This window comes from Rhizobium sp. CB3171, assembly GCF_029714265.1.
GTDB lineage: Bacteria > Pseudomonadota > Alphaproteobacteria > Rhizobiales > Rhizobiaceae > Rhizobium.
Window position 1 is genome coordinate 2,112,815 of record NZ_CP121653.1, and the last position, 22,716, is coordinate 2,135,530.

Here is a 22,716-nt window from a genome sequence, read left to right on the forward strand (position 1 = left end):
TCGTTGAGGGCTGAGCCGCCGATCAGCTATAGAGGCTGACGTCCGGAATCTTGTCGTTCAAGACGAATTCGCCGACTTCCTTGGCTTTGTAGAAGACCGGGTCATGAAGCGTATGGGTGCGCACATTGCGCCAAAAGCGGTCGAACCGGTATTTGTCGGCAGTTGAGCGCGCGCCTGTCAGCTCAAAGACGCGAGACGTGATGTCGAGCGAGACATTGGTCGCGTGGACCTTGGCAGCATAGGCTTCGGCCGCCGCCGCGCCGCGTTCGCGGGCGGTGACGGAATGCCCCTTTGCAAGCTCCGTTTGAACGGCTGCGGCAGCACTGTCCGCCAAGGCCGCTGCAGCCTTTAGCGAAGCTGTGAATTCTCCGACACGTTCGAGAATATAGGGATCGTCGGCGGCGTGCTCGACGCCTGACGTGACCCAGGGCCGCGTCGTCGCGCGCACATAGTCGAGCGCTGCCTGCAATGCCCCTTCGGCTGTACCGAGATAGAAATTGACGAAGACCAACTGGATCAGAGGCGTATTGAAGGTCGAAAGCACCGGGGGTGCCGCATCCGGCGCGACTGGCTGGCCGACAAAATCCTCGGCATAGACAGGGAAGTCGCGGAAATCGACGCTACCGCTGTCCGAAAGGCGCTGGCCGAAATTGTCCCAGTCGTCATTGGCGATATAGCCCGGCCGGTTGGTACGGATGGTGAAGCCGACGACCTTGTCGTTCAATGCGGCGTTTGCATTGATGTAATCGGAGACGTGGGCGGCCGTCGAAAAAGTTTTCCGCCCGTTCAGGACATAGCCACTACCGCGCCGTGTTAGAACCAACCCCGGATCGCGCGGATTGACGGCGGCTCCCCAATAAAGGTTTTCCGCGACCGTCTCTTCGCCGAGCGCCTCGGCGCGCACGGGATCAAGCGCCCAGTAAATGTACTGGCTGTTGACGAAATGATAGCCCAGGAGCTGCCCGATGGAGCTTTCGCCCCTGGCAAGTATGCGCACCAAGCGCAGGCCATCGACCCAGTCCAGCCCGCCGCCGCCGATCTCCCGCGAATGCAGCGCGTTCAGCAATCCGGCCTTCTTGAGTTTGATAATCTCAGCAAGAGGAGGTCGGCCCTCGCGATCGAGTTCAGCGGCGCGCTTGGAAAGATCCGCAGATATCTCAATGGCACTGGCGAAAAGGTCCTTGCGTGTCGTGCCCGGATTGGTCGCGAAAAGGACGTTGGACTGGCTCATGGATAGAGAACTCCCGTTCTATGAAACAAGACCGGTGACGGTCGTGCGATCGTCACCGGAAGATCGATCTGGCCGAGCCTAGAAAAGCTTGGCCGGGATCCAGCTTGCGGTTGCCGCGTCGCTAGTGCTGAAAGCGGGGATTTTCTGCGCGAGCTCCTCGATCGTCTTGACGCCGGCTGCCCGCAGAGACTCCTGGGTCAGGAGCGCCGGCTTGACCGAGATCTGGTGAGGAACATCCTGCCCGGCGATCTGCAGCGCCGCGACACGGACTGAGACCGCTCCGACCACGGCCGGATTGGTCGCGACCGTCGCCACCCAGGGGCTGCCATCCGCGGTGATCTCCTGGATATCGGCGGTCGATACATCAGCCGAATAAATCTTCAATTTGCCGGCAATGCCGAGGTCGGAAGCGGCAAGCTTTACCCCGCGGGCAAATTCATCGTAGGGCGCAAAGACGACGCTGATATCCGGATTGGCCGTCAGCGCGGCCTTTGCCTGGTCGGCCGTGGACGTTGCGGTCGTATCGCTGACATTGCCGAAACGGGCCTTTTCAACGACGCCCGCATTCTCGGCCTTGAACTTGTCCCAGATCTCGTTGCGGCGATCGAGCGGTGCAAAGCCCGCGACATAGACATAACCGGCATTGAACTTGGTGCCGTTGTCCTTGACGGCCTGTTTCAGGGCGAGGTCGGCAATCTCGTGGTCGCTCTGCTCGACCTGCGGGATTTTCGGATTGTTGAGATTGACGTCGAATGCGACAACCTTGATGCCCTTGTCGAGCGCCTGCTGCACGACGTCGCCAAGCGATTCCGGCAAACCATGGTCGATGACGATGCCGGACACACCGAGATTGATGGCCTGCAAAATCTGCTCACGCTGTTCGGCAGCATCCTGCCGTCCCGGGAAGACACGCAGGTCGATGTCGAGAGACTTTGCCTGCGCTTCGGCACCGGCCTGATAGGCCTGGAAAAAGTCGCCTGCCGATATGTAGCTGATCAGCGCAACCTTGACGCCGCCCTTGTCGAAGGGAGCAGGCGCGCCGGCAATGCCTCCGGCAACAGCAGCTTGCGTAAACAGGAATGGAATGGCAGCGGCAGACAGAGCGAGCTGTGCGAGGGGTTTCATTGTCGCGATCCTCTTGATCAATCAAATGCGTCGTCTCACGGGTCGGCAGCTCCAGCGACGCAAATTTATTAGATATAAAGCCTATAAATTTAGTAGATTAAATCATCTGATTTTGGCGAAATTGCTAGATTCTTTGTTTCCTTCGGCTGACCGCGGCAGCAAAGCCTTGCCTGGAGATTCGAGGCTCGGCTGAGCAGTATCAAGGCTTCCAAACTCACCGGAATGCCGTCTGATGCCCCTGCTGACAATCGAAAATCTAACGCATAGCTTCGGCGCAACGCGTGCTCTTGCCGGCGCCGGATTGGCGATCGAACGCGGCGAGATCGTCGCACTGATGGGCGCAAATGGCGCGGGCAAATCAACGCTGGTGAAGATCCTCTCCGGCGTGATCGCAGCCGATGGCGGGGCGATCAATTTCAGCGGTCAGGCCTTTAAGCCGCGCAGCCCGTCGGATGCCGCGCGCGCCGGCATCGTCACGGTGCATCAATCCACGGATCTGATCGGAGCGCCGGGGTTGACCGTCGCCGACGCGCTCATGCTCAACCGATTTGCCGATCGAGGCACCCGCTTCTTCGTCTCGCGGCGCAGCGTTCGTCGCGATGCCCAGGCGATGCTCGACGCCGCCGACATCTCTCTTCCCCTCGATCGCGACTTCGGCGATCTCTCGGCTGCAGACCGCCAGCTCGTGGCGATCGCGCGCGCACTCGCCCACCGCGCCGAACTGCTGATCCTGGATGAACCGACGGCGAGCCTGTCTCTCCAGGAAAGCCGGCGGCTCTTCGATATCCTCTTGCGGCTCCGCAGCGAAGGGCTCGCCATCCTCTACATTTCGCACCGCACCGCCGATATCGAAGCCATAGCCGATCGCGCAGTGGTCATGCGGGGCGGTCGCGTGGTCGGTGCCTTCGCTCGACCAATCGATTCTTCTGCCGCAATCGAAACCATGATCGGCCGGAAGCTGGATGTCGCACAGGCGGATGCCAGAGAGATGACGGGCCCAATCGTCTTCGGGCTACGTGACGCGCAGCTCCTTCCGACGAGCGAACCCTTCGATCTGACGCTTCGCCAAGGTGAAGTCGTCGCCATTACCGGCGTGCTCGGCGCCGGAAAGAGCCGGTTGCTCTCTGCGATCTTTGGCGTTGGACGACTGGCGGGCGGTGAAATGTTTCTCGACGGCAAGCCGCGCCTTCCAAGGTCGCCGGCGGATGCGATCGCTGCCGGCATTGCCATGGCCGCAGAAGATCGCCACCGTTCTTCGCTCATGCCTCCGGCCTGGCCCGGCAACTCCCTGGCCGCGACCATCAGCCTGCCGCATCTCGCCAGATGGTATCCGCATGGTTTGCTGCTCGGCGGCCGCGAGGAATATGAGGCCGAGCAGGCAATCCGTCGCCTCGGCATCAAGGCAGCTGGCCCCCTCGCCTCCGTCTGGACGCTTTCCGACGGAAATCAGCAAAAGACGGTCATCGCACGATGGGAAGCCGAGCCCAGCCGATTGCTTCTGCTCGATGAGCCTTTCCAGGGTGTCGATGTCGGCGCCCGTCGCGACATCATCGCGGCAATACGATCCCGCACGGATCGTGCAACGCTGATCGCAACATCCGATCCCGAGGAGGCTTACGAAGTGGCCGACAGGATCCTCGTTATGGACCGCCACACGTTGCGGCCAGCTTCCGGCAGCGCGGCCGCCAATACCGTCATTCAAGGAATTTCAGCATGACGACGATCGACAATGACACACCAGCCAAGGTCGCGACGCGCCAGCCGGGAAACGACAGCTTTAACCTCAGCGCAATCGGCGCGTTCCTGCGGGCCGGTGCTGTCTTCATCCTTCTTGCGGCGATGCTCATCGGCTTTGCCGTCGCCGAGCCTGCCTTTATCAATATCGGCAATCTGATGAGCATCCTGCAGGCGGTCTCCGTGGTTGCAATCCTCGGCGCCGGGGTGACCGTGACGCTTGCCGTCGGCGGTTTCGATCTGTCGATCGGCGCTGTGGCCGCGTCGAGCGTGATGGCGGCGAGCTACGCAATGATCGTCTGGCATCTCAATGCCTTCGCAACAGTGCCGCTGGTGCTTGCCTTCGGCGCCATCATCGGCCTCCTCAACGCCATTCTCATCGTTCGCCTTCGCGTTCCGGATCTGCTGGCGACGCTTGCAATGATGTTTCTGCTGTCCGGTCTGCAACTTATACCAACGGCCGGCCGATCGATCTCCGCCGGGCTCATTCTTCCAGATGGCTCCAAAGCGACCGGCGCCTATGATCCCGCCTTCCTGACGATCGGCCGTTACAGCATTGCGGGCACGGTGCCCGTGTCCGTCGTACTGACGCTGGCCGTCGCGATCGGCCTCTTCGTCCTCACCGAGCGTACGCGCATCGGCCGCCTACTGTTTGCGACCGGCGGCAACGAGATCGCGACCCGGCTGGCAGGCGCCTCGACCGTGAGGCTGAAGACCCTTGCCTATGTCATCTCCAGCACGCTGGCGTCCCTCGGCGGCATCATCATTGCCGCCCGCGTCGGCCGCGGTGACGTCTCCTCCGGCGGATCGCTGCTGATGGATTCGGTTGCGGCAGCCTTGATCGGCTTTGCCGTCCTCAATCTGCGCCGTCCCAACGTACTCGGGACGATCGTCGGCGCCGTCTTCGTCGGCGTGCTTCTGAACGGCCTCACCATGCTGAACGCACCCTATTACACGCAGGATTTCATCAAAGGTGCCGTGCTCGTAGGAGCCTTGGCGCTGACTTACGGCCTCGGCCGCAGCAATCCTTAAATCCGAGGAGAATCAATATGACCCGAGAAATCAGGCTGAACGCCTTCGATATGAATTGCGTCGGACATCAGTCGCCAGGGCTTTGGAGGCACCCGCGGGACAGGTCCTGGACATACAAGGATCTCGATTACTGGGTACATCTGGCAAAGACGCTGGAGCGCGGCAAATTCGATGGCCTGTTTATAGCCGACGTGCTCGGCGTCTATGACGTGCTGAATGGAAACGTCGATGCCGCGCTTCGCCATTCGGCGCAGGTGCCGGTCAACGATCCGCTGCAGCTCATTCCAACCATGGCTTACGAGACCGAACATCTCGGCTTCGGGCTGACGGCCTCGCTCTCCTTCGAGCATCCCTACACGTTCGCGCGCCGGCTCTCGACACTCGACCACCTGACCAAGGGACGCGTCGGCTGGAATATCGTGACCTCCTATTTGAACAGCGGCGCGCTCAACATCGGGCAGCCGGCACAGACGAACCACGACGATCGCTACGATCTCGCTGAAGAATACCTCGAGGTCTGCTACAAGCTCTGGGAAGGTAGCTGGGAAGACGATGCGGTCGTGCGCGACCGCGAAAAGGGCATCTTCACCCATCCGGAAAAAGTGCATCCGATCCGTCACTCCGGAAAGTATTTCAATGTTCCCGGCATTCACCTGAGCGAGCCGTCGCCGCAGAGAACGCCGGTGCTCTATCAGGCTGGCGCCTCCAGCCGCGGCAAGGATTTCGCCGGGGCGCATGCCGAATGCATTTTCGTCGCCGCTCCCTCCAAGGCCGTGCTGAAGCGCTATGTCGCAAATGTCCGTCAGGCGGCGGAACGACTTGGCCGAAATCCGAGGGACATACTTGCCTTCAATCTGCAGACCGTCGTCCTCGGCGAGACGGATGCGGAAGCCCAGCGCAAATTCAACGAATACCGAAGCTATGCGTCTTTCGAAGGCGCGCTGACGCTGATCTCGGGTTGGACCGGCATCGATTTCGGCCAGTTCGGCCCGGACGAAGTGCTGCGTCACCGCCATACCAATGCCGTCCAATCGGCCGTCGAGACCTTCACGACGATCGATCCGAGTAAGGAATGGACGGTCCGAGAAATGGCCGATTGGGTCGGTGTCGGCGGCTTCGGGCCGGTGTTCGTCGGGTCGCCTGCAACGGTCGCGGATCTCATGCAGGAATGGATCGAGGATACCGACGTTGACGGTTTCAACCTCGCCTATGCCGTAACGCCGGAAAGCTTCGAGGACGCCGTGGATCTGCTGGTGCCGGAGCTGCAAAGGCGCGGCGTCTACAAGACCGATTATCGGCAGGGAACGTTGCGCGAAAAACTCGGCGGTAGCGGGCCACGGCTCGTTGCGCCGCATCCGGGAGCGAGCTACCGCAATCTTCGGCCGACCTTTGCTCAATCGGCCGAATAGTCCCCCCGCAACACGGCAAGATTACCATTCAGATAGCGCTGCGCAGGCTGATTCAGAATAGCGGCGACCTCCTCCTATTCGACCTGACTGTCTGTAGGAGATGGCCGCTGTAGTTTTGACATGTAAAAACCACAAAATTGCCAGATTTCAGCCATGGCTGCGGTGACAGGTGGGATTTTCGCAGTTACGATGTGCTCCATTATTTTAGCCCTAATGGATCACTATGTTTCGCTTATTACTTTTACTTGCAGCCATCGGCTGCAGCCTTTTTCTGGTTTCCTGCAATACTCTTTCCAAGGAGGAATGTATTGCCGCCGACTGGCGGGTCATCGGTGAGACCGATGGGGCGGCGGGATATGATCCGCAACAGCGCTTCGCCGCTCACGCCAAATCCTGCGAGAGGGCCAAGATCGTGCCCGACCAGACGATCTGGTATCAGGGTTATCAGACAGGCCTCGTCCGTTACTGCACGCCGATGAGCGGGCTTGCGAGCGGACAGGCCGGCAGCGCCTATGCCAATGTCTGCCCGCCGGCGACTGCAGCGGGATTCCTGCGGGGCTACGGGCTGGGCAACCGGCAGCACTCGCTGCAATCGCAACTGAGCTCCATGCAGGACGACCAAAGATTCAAGGAATCCAACATAGACGCCCTTTCAAGGAAACTCAGGGAGGCAAAGGATCAGGACAGTTCGGATTTGCGTCGACAGATCGAGGACCTGGAAGACCAGCTTCACGATACCCGCCGCAATCAGCGCGATGTCCAGGATCAGCTTGACCAGGTGGCCCGCGATATCGAGTGGTTCCAGCGCAATCCGGACGCGCCGCTGCCGGTACAGGGATATTGAGCCGACCAAAACGGCAACGCCACGGCTTGAGAAACTTCGCTCTGCCTCAGACTAACGTCCGGTTCATTATAGGACCTTCGTCCAAAGACAACAATCTTTGGTCCTAACGCCATAGATTATACCTACCGCTGCGCCACGTCTCCCCGGCGATGGAAGCGGCGGGCAATCCGACCGCCTTCGTAAAGCGTTGGAGAAGGGTCGAGAACATGAACGACGTCCTCAAGAACAGCATCGTCGCCCTGGTGCTTGCCATGGTTTCCGCCGGCGGCAACGTCACCGAACTAGCTGCGAGATAATCGGCCATGCAAACGAAGCGAATCCTAGTGACTGGTGGTGCAGGCTTCCTCGGATCGTTCCTGTGTGAACGGCTTTTGCAGGAAAAACATGAAGTTATTTGCGTCGATAATTTCTTTACGGGACGCAAAAGTACCGTCGCGCACCTGCTTGACGACAGGTCTTTCGAGATCATCCGCCACGACGTTACCTTTCCCCTCTACATAGAGGTCGATGAGATTTACAACCTCGCCTGCCCGGCAAGTCCGGTTCACTACCAGTTCGATCCGGTGCAGACGACGAAGACCAGCGTCCATGGCGCGATCAACATGCTGGGCCTCGCCAAGCGGGTCGGCGCAAAGATCCTCCAGGCCTCCACCTCGGAAGTCTATGGCGATCCCGAGATCCATCCGCAACAGGAGGATTATTGGGGCCGGGTGAACCCGATAGGACCGCGCTCTTGCTACGACGAGGGCAAACGCTGCGCCGAGACCCTGTTTTTCGATTACTGGCGACAGCACCAGCTCCGGATCAAGGTGGCGCGCATCTTCAACACATATGGCCCAAGGATGCACCCCGATGACGGTCGTGTCGTTTCCAACTTCGTCGTGCAGGCGCTGCAGAACAAGCCGATAACCGTTTATGGCAATGGCCAGCAGACACGCTCGTTCTGCTACGTCGACGACCTCATTGACGGCCTGGTTCGTCTGATGGGGACGAAGGACGAGATCACAGGCCCGATCAATCTTGGCAATCCGGCGGAATTTACGATGCTGGAGCTTGCCAATCTCGTCATAGAACTGACTGGAAGCCGATCGACGATAAAATACTTGCCCTTGCCTGCCGACGATCCCAGGCAGCGGCAGCCGGACATTGGCTTCGCCATGCGCGAGCTTGGCTGGAAGCCGAAGGTCCAGTTGCGGGGCGGGCTTGCCAAAACGATCGCCTATTTTGACGACCTGCTTTCGTCGGACCGCTCACAGCAGGTCGCCGCGGAATGAGCACTGTCCTAGTCACAGGCGGAGCCGGTTATATCGGATCGCATTGCTGCAAGGCTTTCGCCGAGGCGGGCTGGTCGGTGGTAACCTACGACAATCTCTCCCGCGGCTGGCGTGAAGCGGTCAAATGGGGACCGCTCGTCGAGGGCGATATAGCAGACGCCGAGACAATGGCGGCAGCACTGCGCCAGTACCGACCGGATGTGGTGGCGCATTTCGCCGCCTATGCTTACGTCGGCGAATCCGTCGAATTGCCTGAACTCTACTACCGGAACAACACTTTTGGGACGTTGGTGCTCATCGAGGAGATGCTCAAGGCCGGGATCGACAGGCTGATCTTTTCAAGTACCTGCGCTTCCTACGGCATTCCGGTGCGCACCCCGATCGACGAAGAGCATCCGCAGTGGCCGATCAATCCCTATGGGTGGTCGAAATTCATGATCGAGCGGATGGTGGAGGATTTTTCGCGTGCCCGCGGCCTTAATGCGGTGATGCTGCGATATTTCAATGCAGCCGGCTGCGACCCTGATGGCGAGATCGGCGAACGGCACGAACCTGAGACACATGTCGTTCCGCTCGCCATAGAGGCGGCGATCAAACCGGGTCGGACCTTTACCATCAACGGCACCGATTTCGACACACGGGACGGCACCGCCATCCGCGACTACATCCACGTCAGTGATCTGGCGCATGCCCATGTCCTTGGGGGTGAAAAGCTATTGCGGGACCGAGGTGTGCATGTCTACAACCTCGGCACGGGCACCGGAACGACGGTGAAGGAACTGGTCGACGCCGTCGGCCGCGTATCCGGACATCAACTTCCCGTTGCCTATGGCCCACGCAGAGCCGGTGACCCACCGGCGCTCGTCGCCGCGGCCGGCAAGGCCGAGCGGGTGCTTGGATGGGTGCCCAGGCATTCCGATATCGACACCATCATAGAGACGGCGCTCGCCTGGTATCGCAGTCGGGTGTGACCCTTACCTTCGGGGCTTTGTCAGAAAATCATCGAGAGCGGCACCGACCGCCTCGATCGAGAATTTTTCTGTAACCCGTTTCCTGGCCGCCGTGCCGAGTTGTGCTCGAAGCGCTCTATCATCTTTCAATCTCGCCAGGGCCTGCGCAATTTCCTCCGGCCGCTCCTGCCCCACCATCAGGCCGCCGGAAGCCTCTCCATCGGCCAGAATGTCCGGCAAACCCTGCGCGTCCGTGGCGACGACAGGAAGGCCGCAGGCCATTGCCTCCAATGGCGCGACTGGCATGCCTTCGATGCGCGAGGCCGTGACATAGGCATCCGCGGCCGAAAGCCAGCGTCGGATCAAGGGCCGGTCGGTCGTATAGCTGGAAAGCCATTGCACATTTGACTGGCCGCTTTCGCCAAGGAGCTTTGCAAACGCCTCGCTGTCCTGGCCCGAACCGATGATCACCAGCTCGCCAGTTGAATTGTCGGCAAAGCGCGCCCAAGCCTTCAGGAGAATATCGAGCCCCTTGCGGCGGATATCAATGCGCCCGTGATTGAAGACGATGAAACCATCCTGCGGCAAGCCAAGGCTTGCTCGCGCCTCCATGCGGTTCATCGCCCGCCATTCCCCGGTATCCAGCGGATTCGGGATATTCGCGATGTCGAGCGCAATGCGCGGATAGGCCTTGGCGAGGCGGTCGCGTTCCCCGGAGGAAGCGACGATGAGGCCGGAGCACGCGCGTAGGGAAAGCTGCCGCGCAACGGCCTCGATCCAGGACAGCGTACGATCTCCGCCCTGGAAGCTGGCGTAGAAAGGGACCTTCATGCGGCGCGCCAGCCATGCAAGCGCATCAAAGCGAATATATTCATATTCCTGGGCAAGCAGCACATTGCATCGGGAGCGGATGAGTATCTCGCGGAAGGCTGCGAGCGGCGTCGCGGCCCAGCGCCGCAGGCTAGAGGCGGCGGGAGAATGGCCCTGGCGGGACCGCCTTGCCGGGGCGACCCAGATAGGCGTGCCTGTGCTGGAATGCACGTAGCATTCAATTCTGCTCACCCGCTCGGATGCGCAGACAATGATGGGCTTGTGGCCCACCGAGCTCAGCGCGGCGGCATAGCCGAACAGCCAACCTCCCGTCATCCGCTCGATGAAATCCTGGAGTTCGAGCCCAATCGGCTCGAGAAATTCCTCGATCACGTCACCCCAAGGAAAGAGGGCGATCACCCGCGGCGTCCGATGACCGGTCATTTGCGCCAGGCGAATGCTGTCTCGGTACCCCGCGTGGAGGGCCGATGCATCAGATAACCAATGGCCGTTACAGGAGCCGCGAGCGCATAAAGAACTTTGCGGCGGCGGCGTCCGAGGTGCGAAAACGAGACGTCATGGAAGAACGCCGTCGCGGGATTGATGAACGTGGCACGCCGTTCCGGCGGCCTGTCGAAAAGAGCTGTGAGTTCCGGGTCCTTATACCCACGCCTGACATGTCCCCATTCACGCATCAACTCGCTCTCATGCGGGCAATGGCGTTTCATGGCTCCGAAATAGGGATAGTGCCATTTGGCTTCAGGAGTGGAGATGAGGACATATCCGCCCGGCCGCACTACCCGCAACGCCTCATGTGCGGCGAGGCGATCGTCCCTGATATGCTCCAACACGTCGAACAAGGTGACGATATCAAAGCTGCCGTCGGCGAAGGGTAGCGAACAGGCATTGCCGCAAATGAAGGTCGATCTCGCCCACGAGGGCTGGTGCTCGCCCAGTTCCGGGTCGATGTCGAGCGTGACGATCTCTGCTTCCGGGTAGAGAATGCTGGCAAGGCCGCTGCGACCGCCGCCGATTTCCAACACCCGTCCGAAGCCGCCGGTTTCGGTCGGGGCGACACGATGGATGGCGCGCATCTTCTCCCGATAGAAGAGGCCATCCGTCAGACCATTCGGATAAGGGTTCCCAGACAGGAACCGGCCAAGCGGCGCCTTCTTGATCATTTTGCTATTCCCTTCGCATCGCCAGCGGCTACGCGCATTGGTATCCGCCGCCTTCTCCAACCGAAGCGTAGAAGAAACGGCAGCCCGGCCAACCATCCCCGTATTTCCGAGGCCAAAATTCCGAGCCTGCCCGGCTGACCCTCGAAAAGCGTTTTCACAAAGGTCTTCAGGAAGTAGACCGGCAGTTGCTTGCAGATGCGCACGATGTTTCCACGATCGCCGAAATTGTCGTATTGCACGACAAGCGCCGCCACATGGCCTTTCATGTAGGCGCTCATCTGCCGCTTGAGGCCCGGCCAGTCGCTTCGATGGTGATGGAAGACGACGGCCCGCGGTTCGTAGAGGCACGCCCCGCCGGTCGCCAGAAGCCGGTACCAGAGTTCTGAATCTTCGGAGCACCCCGCGGCTCCCGCGCCGAGGCGTTGGTCGAACAGACCGACCCGCTCGAATACGGATCGTTGAAAGGCCATATTGGCTCCCGCGCCCATCTTCCACACATGCGCCCCGCTCGGCCGCGTCTCTTCAAAGAAACGTCTGTCGAAGGTGAGCGGCACGAAAGTGGTCCCGAAGCCGCCCATGGTGAACTGAAAGCAGCGTTGCGCTGGTGTGTCGAGGCGCGCCGGCAGCACGAGACCCGTGAGCGCATCCACATCCCGGTCCGCAAAGGCGCGCGCGATCTCTGCGGTCCAGCCAGGATGGACTTCGACATCGTCGTCGGTGAAGGCGACGATATTCAGCCGGCTTGCACGAATTCCCGCGTTTCTGGCACGGCTCAAGCCAGCCTGCGGCTCATGGACATAACGAACGCCAGGGAACTCTCCGCACACGCCCTTGGCATTTCCGTTGCTGGAATTGTCGACGACGATAATTTCCCCCGGGGCGCTGCGCTGTACTGCCACGCTGCGAAGGCAGTCAGCCAGCGCCGGACCGCGATCACGCGTGCAGATCACCACGGAGATGTCATGCGCCGAAGCGGAAGACGCGGTTGCGAACTTATCGAGGCTTTCGATCAGAACTTCCGCTTTCAGCGCGGCCTCAAACGAGAGTGCGCGTTTGGGCCATCCTTCGTAGGTGGCGCGCAGCGGTGCGCCAAGACTGATGCTGCGCGCTTCCAGTTGCGCGGCTGCATATTCGGCGGTGAGTTGGCGCAACTGGGGGATTCCGTAAGGCAGTTCGTCTTGCAAGGATGCCCGTGTTCCAAGCGGCAGGTCGTTCCACCAGAAGATGGACAATGCTGGCCCATTCTCTGCGGGGGCATTGGCGACAGCAAGATCGATATGCCGAACCTCAAAACGCTCTTTCATCATGGGTTGCGCTCCCGGATCGCCTGGATGCGTGCGCGCGAGCGGTCGTATTCGCCCGCAAGGCCGTAGATTCCGCCCCACAGCTCTGCCATGCCGAAACGCAGCTCGTGGCCGCGAAATCGTCTTGCGGCGCGAGCAAGCGCCTTCAACTGATCGTAGAACCACCAACGGACTAGGGCGCGATGCTGCGCGCGCATTTCATCGTCGGTGCGATAGCTTTTGACGAGAAATGCCATCATGCCGAGGCCCCACGTCCAGTATTGTCGCCTGAGCTGCGGAATGGTTTCGCGATGCTCGTGATAGACCGCGTATTGCGGCTCATAGATCATGGGGCGGCCCGAACGCAGCACGCGGTAAAAAATGTCGAGATCGCCGCCGCCAGGCAGCGGCGCTCCCGTATCAAGCGCTTCATCGAAGCTGCCAAGCTGGATCAGCAGCGCGCGATCGAAGGCCATATTGCAGCCGGCACCGAGAGTGCCGGACCCGACGGGATGGAGTGGATTGTCGAAACGGGTTCTGTGAAACTCCCTTCGAGCAAAGCCGCGGCCAAACCCTCCTCGTCGTTCGAAAAAGATCTGCGCCTCGGTGTCGAGGCGATATGGCAGCACCAGGCCCGTGAAACCGCCGACGCCAGGATTCTCACGACAGGCCTTGGCAAGACCTGCGAGCCAGTTGCGGTCCACCACGACGTCGTCATCCAGATAGGCGATGATATCGCCCCTGGCCGCATGAAGGGCCGCGTTACGGGCAAAATCCAGTCCCGCCTTCGGTTCGAAAACATAACGGACATCCCTGAAACCCGCGACGGCCTCGCGTGTAGCCGCATCCACCGAAGCATTGTCGACCACGACGATTTCGACGAATTGGAAGGAATGGTCGCCTCGAACCCGATCGAGCGAGCTTAGCAGCCGGGAAAGACGCTGCGCGCGATCCTTGGTACAGATCGCAATGCTGAGGCTCGGCAGCGCCGGTTCCTCCACCGGCTGCCGTTCTCTCAGCTCCTCTTCCAGCTTTGCAACGACGATGCGCCCGGCAAAGCGCTCGTCGGCAAGCGCTTTCAGCCTTTCGACCGTCATCACCGATCCGGCCGATAGTTCGATCATTTCGAACCCAATCAATCGTCCCTGCCATCGGGCGATGAGGCCGACCCCGTTCTGCTCGGTCGAGAGCTCGATCGGCGCCAAGGGTTCCGACAGTTCGATGTCAGTAAGCTTGTAGCTCATCGATTAATTTCCATTGTGGCGGCACGGCCATGTTGAAACTCGTGGAGCCGGGAAAAATGGCCGCCTCGTTTGAAGAGCTCTGCCGGCGAGCCAGTCTCGATTACGCGACCCTTCGACATCACGATGATCTGGTCGGCGGCCTGAATGGTCGAAAGCCGGTGAGCGATCACGACAACGGTGCGGTTATGCGAGTATTCATCGAGGGCGAGCTGAAACGCCTGTTCGGTCTCGACATCGAGCGCGTTCGTGGCCTCGTCCAGCAGCAGAATATCGGGATTGCGAAGCATTGTCCGGGCGAGCGCGATGCGCTGCCTTTGTCCACCCGACAGACGCATCCCCTGGTCGCCGATGCGCGTCTCGTAGCCGTCCGGAAGCAATCGGATGAAATCGTCCGCCTTGGCAATCTCGGCCGCCTTGCGTATCTCCGCCCTGCCGGCCTCAAGGTCGCCATAGGCAATATTGGCCGCGATCGTGTCGTTGAAGAGATGGACTTCCTGCGACATGAGCGACAGGCGCCTTCGCCAACTGCGGAGTTCGAATTCTGGAAGGCGCACCCCATCCGCGACGACCTCACCGGACGTGGGATCCATGAAACGAAAAAGCAGAGCCATGACCGTCGATTTGCCTGCACCCGACTCTCCGACGATCGCCGTGGTTTTGCCTGCGGGAACGCTGAAGGAGATGCCCTGCAGGGCCAGCGGCTGGTCGGGATCGTAGCGGAAGGAGACGTTCCGGAACTCGACGGCCTTGTTGAGCGCTGCTGCCGGTAGAAGCCCGTGGGCGAGAAAGGGTTTCTCCGTCCTGCGCAGAAAATCGTCGACGTCGTCGATGCTGCCGGCAAGACCATCCAATGCGATCTTCGACTGCAACAATTCCCGGGTCGGACCTTGAAGACGGTAGAGCAGCGATAGAAAGGCGGCCAAGGCGGCAATGCCGACGTCTGTCGACTGAGCTATAAGAACGAGAGCGCCAATCAGCATCGTGATCGATATTTCCGAGACCGGTGCAGGAGTAGCCCATAGCATGTCGAGTTTCAGGAGACGTCGCCGCACCGTGTCTGACGTCTGCAGGAAGCGCTTGCGTTCATAGTCTTCCTGGGCGAAAGCGCGGATCAATTGCAGCGCGTTGATGCTTTCCCACATCCTGAGGCCGAACTGCTTGTTCTCTTCGACAACGGCCTTGCCGGTCTCGTCGGCGCGGCGCGTCGCCAGGCGAATGGCCATCGCGCCGAAAAGCAGAAACATCATCGAGAAAAACGTCAGCCGGACGGAAATCAGGAGCATCAGCAGAACAAAAACGACGAACGTGCAGAAACAGATCATCAATCGATAGGCAAGGCTCAGCCCCTGACTGACCTTCCAGGTGTTGTTGGCAATCGTCGTGATGATGTCTGAACGCTTGTTCTCGACCCTGTAGTCGATGCATGAACTTATCGTCTGGTCGAAGACCCTCGCTCGCAATTGATGCGCGACCAGACCGTCCACATACCGGGTCACCCAGGTGTTGATGAAATGGACCACATTTTTGAGGAGGATGGTGACGCACAGAACTGCGACCAGGAACGCCGTCAAATGGTGTTCGGGAATGGACGCCAGCAGTTGGCCGAAAATCGCCTGCCATCTGCCCGGCTGCGGCGCCAAAGCGCCGAGGCTCTGAATGAGAGGAATGAAAAGGAAAAGACCGGCACCCTCGAGGACCGCCGCGGCCAGCCCAAGCCCCACGATGGTCGGTCCAGCCCAGGCAGGTGCCGCTGCCAGACGGAAAAGCCGTCGCAAGCTCGTGAAGAATGGCGCGACGACCATCATCGGATCGTTTCCATATAGAGAGGGCGAAACTTCCCGTTCTGGCTTCGCAAGCGCTTCAGCCGAGCCTTGATCCAGTGGGGAACCAGCCTAGCTCGACAATACACATTCAGCATGTTCGGCATGCTCGAAATCGCCAGGCGTGGTTCTAACACCAAGAATCTCTTCAACAGATCACAGCCATCGAAAAATCGCCCGCCGACGAACCCCCTCACTGCGAGCCAATGGATCATGTCGGCCAGATGAGCGTCTAGGTCGGTGCCATACCCAGGATATTTCTCGCGAAATTCATCCAAAACGATTTCGCACGAACGAAGCATCTGCATGACATCGCTCGACATGTTCGTGTTAGTCATGCGGTAGCCCACAAGATGTTGCGGCACCACGCGAAATTCGTAATTCTCCGCAACTCTGAGGCACATCAGCAGGTCCTCGCAGCCTTGAGCCTTGCGCGCCCTCAGCGAGGGGTCGAATCCGCCTGCCTTTTCGAACGCGGAACGACGCATGAGCATCGAGCTGCCATTGCCGACGAAATTCTTTCTGCACATGTGCTGGAGCACATTTCCTTCGGCGGTCGGCCGATTGTAGAGCGAGAACACGCGGCTATCCTCGTCGATGAGCGCGAACCAGCAGTAGGCCAATCCGGCCGACGAGCCGCCCCTCTCAAGCGCCTCCCGCTGAAGCCCGATCTTCGACGGCGCCCATAGATCGTCCGCATCGACAAAGGCCAGAAACTCCGCGTCGGTCGCAGCCGCACCATTGTTGCGTGCTGCCGCGACGCCGCTGTTGGACTGATGGATGATCCGGATCCGCCGATCCTGCTTCGCATAAGCGGCCGCGATCGACGCCGAACTGTCCGACGAACCGTCATCGACAATGATGATGTCCAGCGCCTCATGGGTCTGCCGACAGATACTGGCCAAGGTCGCGCCGATCGTTCGTTCGGCATTGAACATTGGCACTACCACCGCAACGGTGGCACTTCGCTCACTTGCCACAATCAATGCTGCCCCTGACAACGGTGTCAGCAAATCCAGTGACGCCGCCGACGGAACCTGTAGCAAGCACCGGGGCGAGGACGCCGTTTTTGAGGACGCCGTTCATGTTCATCCAGCTTCTCCATGCCTGACGAAGGCGGTGGGATACCCCCGCCGCTTCCATCGCCGGAAAAAGCTGGCGCAGCACCAGGCATAATCTATGGCATTCGGACTAAAGATTTTCGGCTTCAGACATAAGTCCTATAAGGAACCAAGACCTTGGTCTGAGGAAAAACGAATATCTGCCATCGATTTCCGACGCTCTTCGCTGGGGCTATGTCCGAACAGGCGACGGTAGGCGCTGCCGAGGTGCGATGCCGACACGAAACCACAGCGAAGCGCAATTGCTGCAATCGTCTCAGAACTCTCTTTGACCAGCCGGCGAGCCTCGTTCAGCCGAATATTGAGATAGAAGCGCTGCGGCGTCATTTCGAAGTGCTGATGCCACAAGCGCTCCAACTGCCGACCGGAAAGGTTGCTTCTTTTCGCGATGTCATTGATCGGAACGATATATTCGACGTTCTGCTCCATGATGTCGATCGCGGCTGCAAGGCGGGCGTCGTGTATATCGTAGCGCCATTGGATCGCCATCCTCTGTTGCTCTTCCGGCCCTCTGATACGGGTGTGCAGAAACTGCTCGGCCGTGTCGGCGGCGAGCTGAGCTCCGTGGTCACCCGATATCTGAGCTAGCATCAGATCGATTGCGGCGGTACCGCCCGCGCAGGTCCAGCGGTTCCCGTCCCGGACATAAAGCTCGCGGGTGACTTCGATGTCTGGAAACTCTTCGGCAAACTGCGGAAGGGATTCCCAATGAAGGGTACACCGCTTGCCGGTCAGCAACCCTGCCCGCGCAAGTATGAATGTGCCCGTACTCAACGCGCCGATGGGCATCCCATTTACCGCAAGTTTCCGCAGGAATTGCAGGACCGGTTTTGGTCGCTTGCTTTCGATATCGAGGCTGGCGACAACGAACAATCTATCGAGCTGCGGGGTCTCGCTGATCGAGATAGTGCGCGTTTCAAAGCCGCTGCTCGACGTAATTATACCGCCTTCCTCCGAGAGGAGGCACCAGTCATATAGCTTGCGACTGGCTAACCTGTTCGCTGCGCGGAGTGGTTCGCTCGCCGATGCGAGCGCCATCATGGAAAACTGCGGAAGAAGTAGCAATCCGACGCGTATCGGACGTCCTTCATCGATACCCTGCTGCATCATTCCCGCCGGATGCCTTCTCCCCCGCCAATTCATCCAGTGTCAGGCAGAACGGATCGCCTGGTCAATGTCCTTGATGAGCTGGTGGAAGATGGGATTGTCGGTCTGGTTCTGCTGGCCGTGCATCATGCCCTCGATGATAAGCGGCTCGTCACCTGCGCGGCCGGGATAGAGCTTCTGTAGGCGGCTCGACTCTTCAGGCATGTGTAGAGTGTTCTGAGCGCCATGCACGATGAGTGCCGGCGGAAAGCCGCTGGCGCCATTGAGGCTCTTCTCAGGGTCGAAGCCTACATACTCCTTATAGGACTTCGCCGTCACATGACTGCAACCCGGCCAACGGTCGACGCCGCCAATCTCGGTGTATCCGCCGAGCTGGCGATCGACATATTCCTGCGTGTCGGTATCGAGCGGGTAATAGCCGAGTTTGGTCGCCTCGGTTCCGGTGTCGAACGGCGGGATCGCCGCATCGTCCGCCAGCCTCTTGATCGCAGCGTCCGCACCCGACTTGTCCGCCCGAAGATCCTGAAGGGCCGCAATGCTGGTGTAGTTCATCGGCACCCAAAACGCGATCTGCTCCTTGCCCTGCTTGGCCAGTTCAACGACTGCCGCAAGGCTGACGACCGAACCCATCGCCCAGGACGCGACGACGGGCATTGAACCGAAGTTTTCCCTCGCCCACCGCACGGCAGCCAGGACCTCGGCCGTCTGATCGACAAGGCTGACATTCGTTACGGTGATACCGTCTTTCTTCGCAGTATTCCGCACATCCCTGTTGGTGAAGAACCCCGCGACATCATAGGTCATCACCCGATAGCCGCGCTCGGCCAAGGCCCGGCCAAAAAGCTGGCCATACATCGAAACGCCGCCCGTAAAACCGGAGTTGAAAACCACCGGCGGCAGGCTCCTGTCCGGTGAAGCCGGCTGAAACACGCTGCCGGCCAGATTGATCGTCGCGTCATTGTACGCAACGGGAAATGTGATGTTTTCGACGATGATGTCCGTCATGGTTTCACTTTCTTCTGGACAAGGGAAAAGGTCGTTCGCCGCAGCGTTCAGCAGCCGAAAGACAGGTATGTCAGTGGCGGCACTCACCGCCGAAGCGAGCGTCTCCGAGAATTTGAGCGCCGACACAGAATCGAAGTGGCTTGTAAAACTGTGGCCTTGGCTGCCCGCCCCAACGTGCGGAGCGTCGCTGGCCGAGAGCAGAACGCGGTTCGCTCCGACGGTCGCGATGATTGCCGACACGAAAGGAACGACATCATCGATATTGGTCGAAGTCCGGTATCCAGGCCCCTTGAACCACACGTTTCCCCTGCGCTTGGCCTCCTCAAGCAAGGCGTGATAGCTGGGCTCGTCAGCACCGCGCTCGGCATGGCATGAGCCGAGGTGATCGATGACGACGCGGATTGTCTCCGGCATTTGGCGCAGCACTCGCAGGTTCGTCTCCGCCTCTTTGGCGTAGATGTGGACGTGTTGTTGCGCCCGGAGCCTGCCAATGAGCGCGACCCAATCATCGCTGCGATAGGCGCGATCCGATATGCTTTCCGGCGGAGCATCGTGAAGAACGATCCTGATCCCGAAAACATCAGGACGGGATAGCCGTTCGATAGTAGCGTAGGCCGGGTCGGCCTTGATCGTCCCGACTAGCCGGACGTCTCCGTGTCGTTCCGGCCACTTCGCCTTGAGCGCCGCCAGCTCATCGAACGACGCGAAGACATTAGACGAATCCGGCAAAATGCTGAGATGCACGTTGTTCAGAAATTTCGGGAAAATACCGGCGCTCGCCAGGTCGGCAAGATAGTCGGATAGCGAATGGGGTGACGGCAGCGAATAAGGGAGCTGCCCCTCCACAGCCGCAAGATCGGAGGCTGTGAAGAAATGAACGTGCCCGTCGATGGATAGATTTTCTGTCACGACGATCTTTCTCCCCTGTTGGGAGCAAGATATCGCGACAACACCAAGGTGATGCCCTGACTACCCGACAGCTTATATCAAAACTTCGCCATTGGTGTTTGCTCGTCGACACATGTCAAATGCGAACGCTTCAATGAAGAGGCGCAAATTGTCAGATCGGTGCCCACAAAAATCGATCTAAATCCGCCCTGCCGGAATCTGTGGTCGGGACTTGTAAAACCCACATTCAGATAGAACGCGTTCGTTTAGTTGCCAAAAGACCATAATTGTTCCACGAACATCGCACATTAAAGACTCAAACGATGTGAATTGGATCGAAGCTTGATGCGTCTACAATGCGGTTTCTTCTGTGCGTTCCTGGCAATTGCTCCCTCGGCATATGCTCTGGAAACCGGCTCACCACCAGTTTTGACGCCGCTACAGCAACAAGCGCAAGCCGCTCATCTGAGCGCGCAATTTCTCACGCGCTTCCACTATAGGCCCGTTCCGCTGGATGACGCCTTATCGGGCACGATCATGAATCGGTTTATCAAATCCCTGGACCCGGATCGTGTCCTTTTCCTGCAGTCAGATATCGACAGGTTCATGGCTGACGGCGCCAAGATTGACGATGCCATCAACCATGAGGACTTGAAGATCCCATTTTCGATCTTCAACACTTATGAGCAGCGGGTGGTCGATCGCATGAGTTATGCGCGCAGCCTGCTCAACCAGAAGCTCGACTTCACCGTGCAGGAAGACTATCCGCTGGTCCGCGACAAGGAGCCCTGGCCGCAATCCGAAGCGGAAAGCAATGACTTGTGGCGCAAACGCGTCAAGAGCGACTGGCTACGCTTGAAACTGGCAGGCAAAGACGACGCCAGCATTCGCGACACGCTCGATAAACGCTATGAAAACTCCCTCGAGCGCGCCTACAAGTACAAGAGCGACGATGTTTTCCAGACGTTCATGGACGCCTATACGACATCGATCGACCCGCATACCGACTATTTCGGCGCGAGCGCTTCGGCTGAATTCGATATTTCAATGAAGCTTTCGCTGGTTGGTATCGGGGCGGTGCTGCAAGAACGGGACGACTACACGACGATCCGCGAGCTAGTGGCTGGAGGCCCGGCACAATTGTCCGGCAAGCTTGCCGTCGGGGATCGCATCATCGGTGTCGGTCAAGGCGAGGATGGCCCGATAAAGGAAGTGGTCGGTACACGCCTCGACGAAATCGTGCAGATGATCCGCGGCGCAAAGGGTTCCACTGTGCGCCTCGACATCTTGCCGGCGGAGGCAGGCCCGGATGCCAAGCACCACGTCATCAGCCTGGTGCGCGATAAGATCAGCCTCGACAAACAGGCCGCCAAGAAGACGATCCTTTCGGTAAAGGATGACGATGCCACTCGCAAGATCGGGGTGATTACCCTGCCCGCCTTCTACGAAGACTTCGAAGCGCGGCGAAAAGGCGACAAGGATTATAGAAGCGCATGCCGCGACGTCGCCAAGCTTCTCGCTGAACTGAAGCAAGACAATGTCGACGGCGTTCTCGTTGACTTGCGCAATAACGGTGGTGGTTCGTTGTCCGAGGCAATCGATTTGACGGGCCTGTTTGTCGGCAAAGGTCCGGTCGTTCAGCAACGCGATGCCGGCGGTGATGTGAACGTGGAAAGCGATGATTTTCCCGCGCCCGCATGGACAGGTCCGGTTGGCGTGTTGATCAACCGTGGCTCGGCCTCGGCCTCCGAAATTTTTGCCGCAGCGATACAGGATTATGGTCGCGGCGTGATTGTCGGAGAACCCAGCTTTGGTAAGGGCACGGTGCAAACTGTGGTCAATCTTGATCAGGTGGCGCACACCAGCAAGCCGAAATTCGGTGAGTTGAAATTGACGGTTGCCCAGTTTTTCCGTGTCAATGGCGGCACGACACAGCTACGCGGCGTGGTGCCCGACATCAGCTTGCCGGGCCTTTCGGACCCCAAGACCTTTGGTGAGGCGAGTTTTGACAATGCCCTGCCCTGGACGCAGGTCAAGCCAGCGAAATATGCGCCTGCCGGCGATATAAAGGCATTGCTGCCGCAACTGCAAAGCCGCCACGATGCTCGGGTGCAGAACGATCCGGATTTCCAACGCTTCGTAACAGATGTTATAGAACTGAAGGCGCAGCGTGAGAAACAGGTTGTCTCCCTCAATGAATCCGAACGTCGCAAAGAGCTGGCTGCTCAGGCAAGTCGTCGCAAGGCGAGCGAGCAAATCAATGATGGCGTGGATACCGGTAACGACGATGGCCTGGAAGCCAACGAGCGCAGCCTGAGCGCTGATCTTGCCATTGAAAATGCCCGCAGGAACGCCAAAGACGTTTTGCTCAGCGAAGCCGCCGCCATTCTTGCCGACGAAGCGGATTTGCAGAATGACGGGCTGAAGGCTGCCGAACGATCTGGAAATATCGGCAAAAAGTAATTTGCCGGGGATGGCGCGCCCGATCAGCTTCCATGAGCCGCAGCTTCCCACGTTTCTTGATGAAGTCATTTTGCGGCACCTGCAGATCGGTTCCGGCTCGGCGGATGTCGCCTTACGCCGCTCCGGCCGCCATGTCGTGGTCGACGTTATTGATCGCAAAGGCGATGTCCGGATTCTCACGACCGTATAGGCGCC

At 59.4% G+C, this 22,716-nt stretch carries 19 protein-coding genes; 8 read left to right on the forward strand and 11 right to left on the reverse strand.

The features are described from left to right. Positions 1 to 22 precede the first annotated feature (22 nt). Together QA648_RS28925 and QA648_RS28930 are read right to left on the reverse strand one after the other, a co-directional pair. Positions 23 to 1,231: an acyl-CoA dehydrogenase family protein gene (locus QA648_RS28925; protein ID WP_283052317.1), complete on the reverse strand. Its 1,209-nt coding sequence runs from the start codon at positions 1,229 to 1,231 to the stop codon at positions 23 to 25. 78 nt (positions 1,232 to 1,309) lie between these two features. After that, positions 1,310 to 2,356: a substrate-binding domain-containing protein gene (locus QA648_RS28930; RefSeq protein WP_283052319.1), complete on the reverse strand. Its 1,047-nt coding sequence runs from the start codon at positions 2,354 to 2,356 to the stop codon at positions 1,310 to 1,312. A 232-nt stretch (positions 2,357 to 2,588) separates the two neighbouring features. Between QA648_RS28930 and QA648_RS28935 the strand changes: the two genes are divergently transcribed. From QA648_RS28935 to galE, 6 genes are all read left to right on the forward strand, one after another. Continuing rightward, on the forward strand, positions 2,589 to 4,073 hold the full coding sequence (locus QA648_RS28935) for a sugar ABC transporter ATP-binding protein (RefSeq protein WP_283052321.1): 1,485 nt from the start codon (positions 2,589 to 2,591) through the stop codon (positions 4,071 to 4,073). Beyond that, positions 4,070 to 5,122, forward strand: coding sequence for an ABC transporter permease (locus QA648_RS28940; RefSeq protein ID WP_283052323.1), 1,053 nt, complete (start codon positions 4,070 to 4,072; stop codon positions 5,120 to 5,122). Before QA648_RS28935 ends, QA648_RS28940 begins: the two co-directional genes overlap by 4 nt. Positions 5,123 to 5,139: 17 nt before the next feature. Next, on the forward strand, positions 5,140 to 6,531 hold the full coding sequence (locus QA648_RS28945; protein ID WP_283052325.1) for an LLM class flavin-dependent oxidoreductase: 1,392 nt from the start codon (positions 5,140 to 5,142) through the stop codon (positions 6,529 to 6,531). Between the two features lie 223 nt (positions 6,532 to 6,754). Further along, positions 6,755 to 7,375, forward strand: coding sequence for a DUF2799 domain-containing protein (locus QA648_RS28950; protein ID WP_283052327.1), 621 nt, complete (start codon positions 6,755 to 6,757; stop codon positions 7,373 to 7,375). A gap of 302 nt (positions 7,376 to 7,677) precedes the next feature. Beyond that, on the forward strand, positions 7,678 to 8,649 hold the full coding sequence (locus QA648_RS28955; protein WP_283052329.1) for a UDP-glucuronic acid decarboxylase family protein: 972 nt from the start codon (positions 7,678 to 7,680) through the stop codon (positions 8,647 to 8,649). Continuing rightward, positions 8,646 to 9,620, forward strand: coding sequence for a UDP-glucose 4-epimerase GalE (gene galE / locus QA648_RS28960; RefSeq protein WP_283052331.1), 975 nt, complete (start codon positions 8,646 to 8,648; stop codon positions 9,618 to 9,620). The genes QA648_RS28955 and galE overlap by 4 nt, the downstream gene beginning before the upstream one ends. Positions 9,621 to 9,623: 3 nt before the next feature. On the opposite strand, the gene QA648_RS28965 is transcribed toward galE, so the two are convergent. The 9 genes from QA648_RS28965 to QA648_RS29005 all read right to left on the reverse strand — a co-directional run bounded on the left by QA648_RS28965 (position 9,624) and on the right by QA648_RS29005 (position 20,079). Continuing rightward, on the reverse strand, positions 9,624 to 10,853 hold the full coding sequence (locus QA648_RS28965; RefSeq protein ID WP_283052333.1) for a glycosyltransferase family 4 protein: 1,230 nt from the start codon (positions 10,851 to 10,853) through the stop codon (positions 9,624 to 9,626). After that, positions 10,850 to 11,590, reverse strand: a complete 741-nt coding sequence (locus tag QA648_RS28970) for a class I SAM-dependent methyltransferase (RefSeq protein WP_283052335.1) — start codon at positions 11,588 to 11,590, stop codon at positions 10,850 to 10,852. Before QA648_RS28970 ends, QA648_RS28965 begins: the two co-directional genes overlap by 4 nt. Next, a complete protein-coding gene (locus QA648_RS28975) occupies positions 11,587 to 12,897 on the reverse strand; it encodes a glycosyltransferase (protein WP_283052337.1) in 1,311 nt (436 codons plus the stop codon). Before QA648_RS28975 ends, QA648_RS28970 begins: the two co-directional genes overlap by 4 nt. Next, entirely contained in the window at positions 12,894 to 14,117 is a 1,224-nt protein-coding gene (locus QA648_RS28980) for a glycosyltransferase (RefSeq protein WP_283052339.1), read from the reverse strand. The genes QA648_RS28975 and QA648_RS28980 overlap by 4 nt, the downstream gene beginning before the upstream one ends. After that, a complete protein-coding gene (locus QA648_RS28985; RefSeq protein WP_283052341.1) occupies positions 14,114 to 15,922 on the reverse strand; it encodes an ABC transporter ATP-binding protein in 1,809 nt (602 codons plus the stop codon). The genes QA648_RS28980 and QA648_RS28985 overlap by 4 nt, the downstream gene beginning before the upstream one ends. Then, a complete protein-coding gene (locus QA648_RS28990) occupies positions 15,919 to 16,875 on the reverse strand; it encodes a glycosyltransferase family A protein (protein WP_283052343.1) in 957 nt (318 codons plus the stop codon). The genes QA648_RS28985 and QA648_RS28990 overlap by 4 nt, the downstream gene beginning before the upstream one ends. Positions 16,876 to 16,906: 31 nt before the next feature. After that, positions 16,907 to 17,029, reverse strand: coding sequence for a hypothetical protein (locus QA648_RS28995; RefSeq protein ID WP_260304382.1), 123 nt, complete (start codon positions 17,027 to 17,029; stop codon positions 16,907 to 16,909). Between the two features lie 128 nt (positions 17,030 to 17,157). Next, positions 17,158 to 18,201 (reverse strand): GlxA family transcriptional regulator, encoded by a 1,044-nt coding sequence (locus QA648_RS29000; protein ID WP_349254307.1) that lies wholly within the window; start codon positions 18,199 to 18,201, stop codon positions 17,158 to 17,160. 6 nt (positions 18,202 to 18,207) lie between these two features. Continuing rightward, on the reverse strand, positions 18,208 to 20,079 hold the full coding sequence (locus QA648_RS29005) for an amidohydrolase family protein (RefSeq protein WP_283052345.1): 1,872 nt from the start codon (positions 20,077 to 20,079) through the stop codon (positions 18,208 to 18,210). 324 nt (positions 20,080 to 20,403) lie between these two features. Here QA648_RS29005 and QA648_RS29010 point away from each other — a divergent pair, with 324 nt between their 5' ends. Together QA648_RS29010 and QA648_RS29015 are read left to right on the forward strand one after the other, a co-directional pair. Further along, complete coding sequence (locus QA648_RS29010) at positions 20,404 to 22,521, forward strand: carboxy terminal-processing peptidase (protein ID WP_283054302.1); 2,118 nt, start codon at positions 20,404 to 20,406, stop codon at positions 22,519 to 22,521. Between the two features lie 10 nt (positions 22,522 to 22,531). Beyond that, the gene (locus QA648_RS29015) at positions 22,532 to 22,711 is read left to right on the forward strand and encodes a hypothetical protein (protein WP_283054341.1); all 180 of its coding nucleotides are present in this window, start codon (positions 22,532 to 22,534) and stop codon (positions 22,709 to 22,711) included. Positions 22,712 to 22,716 lie beyond the last annotated feature (5 nt).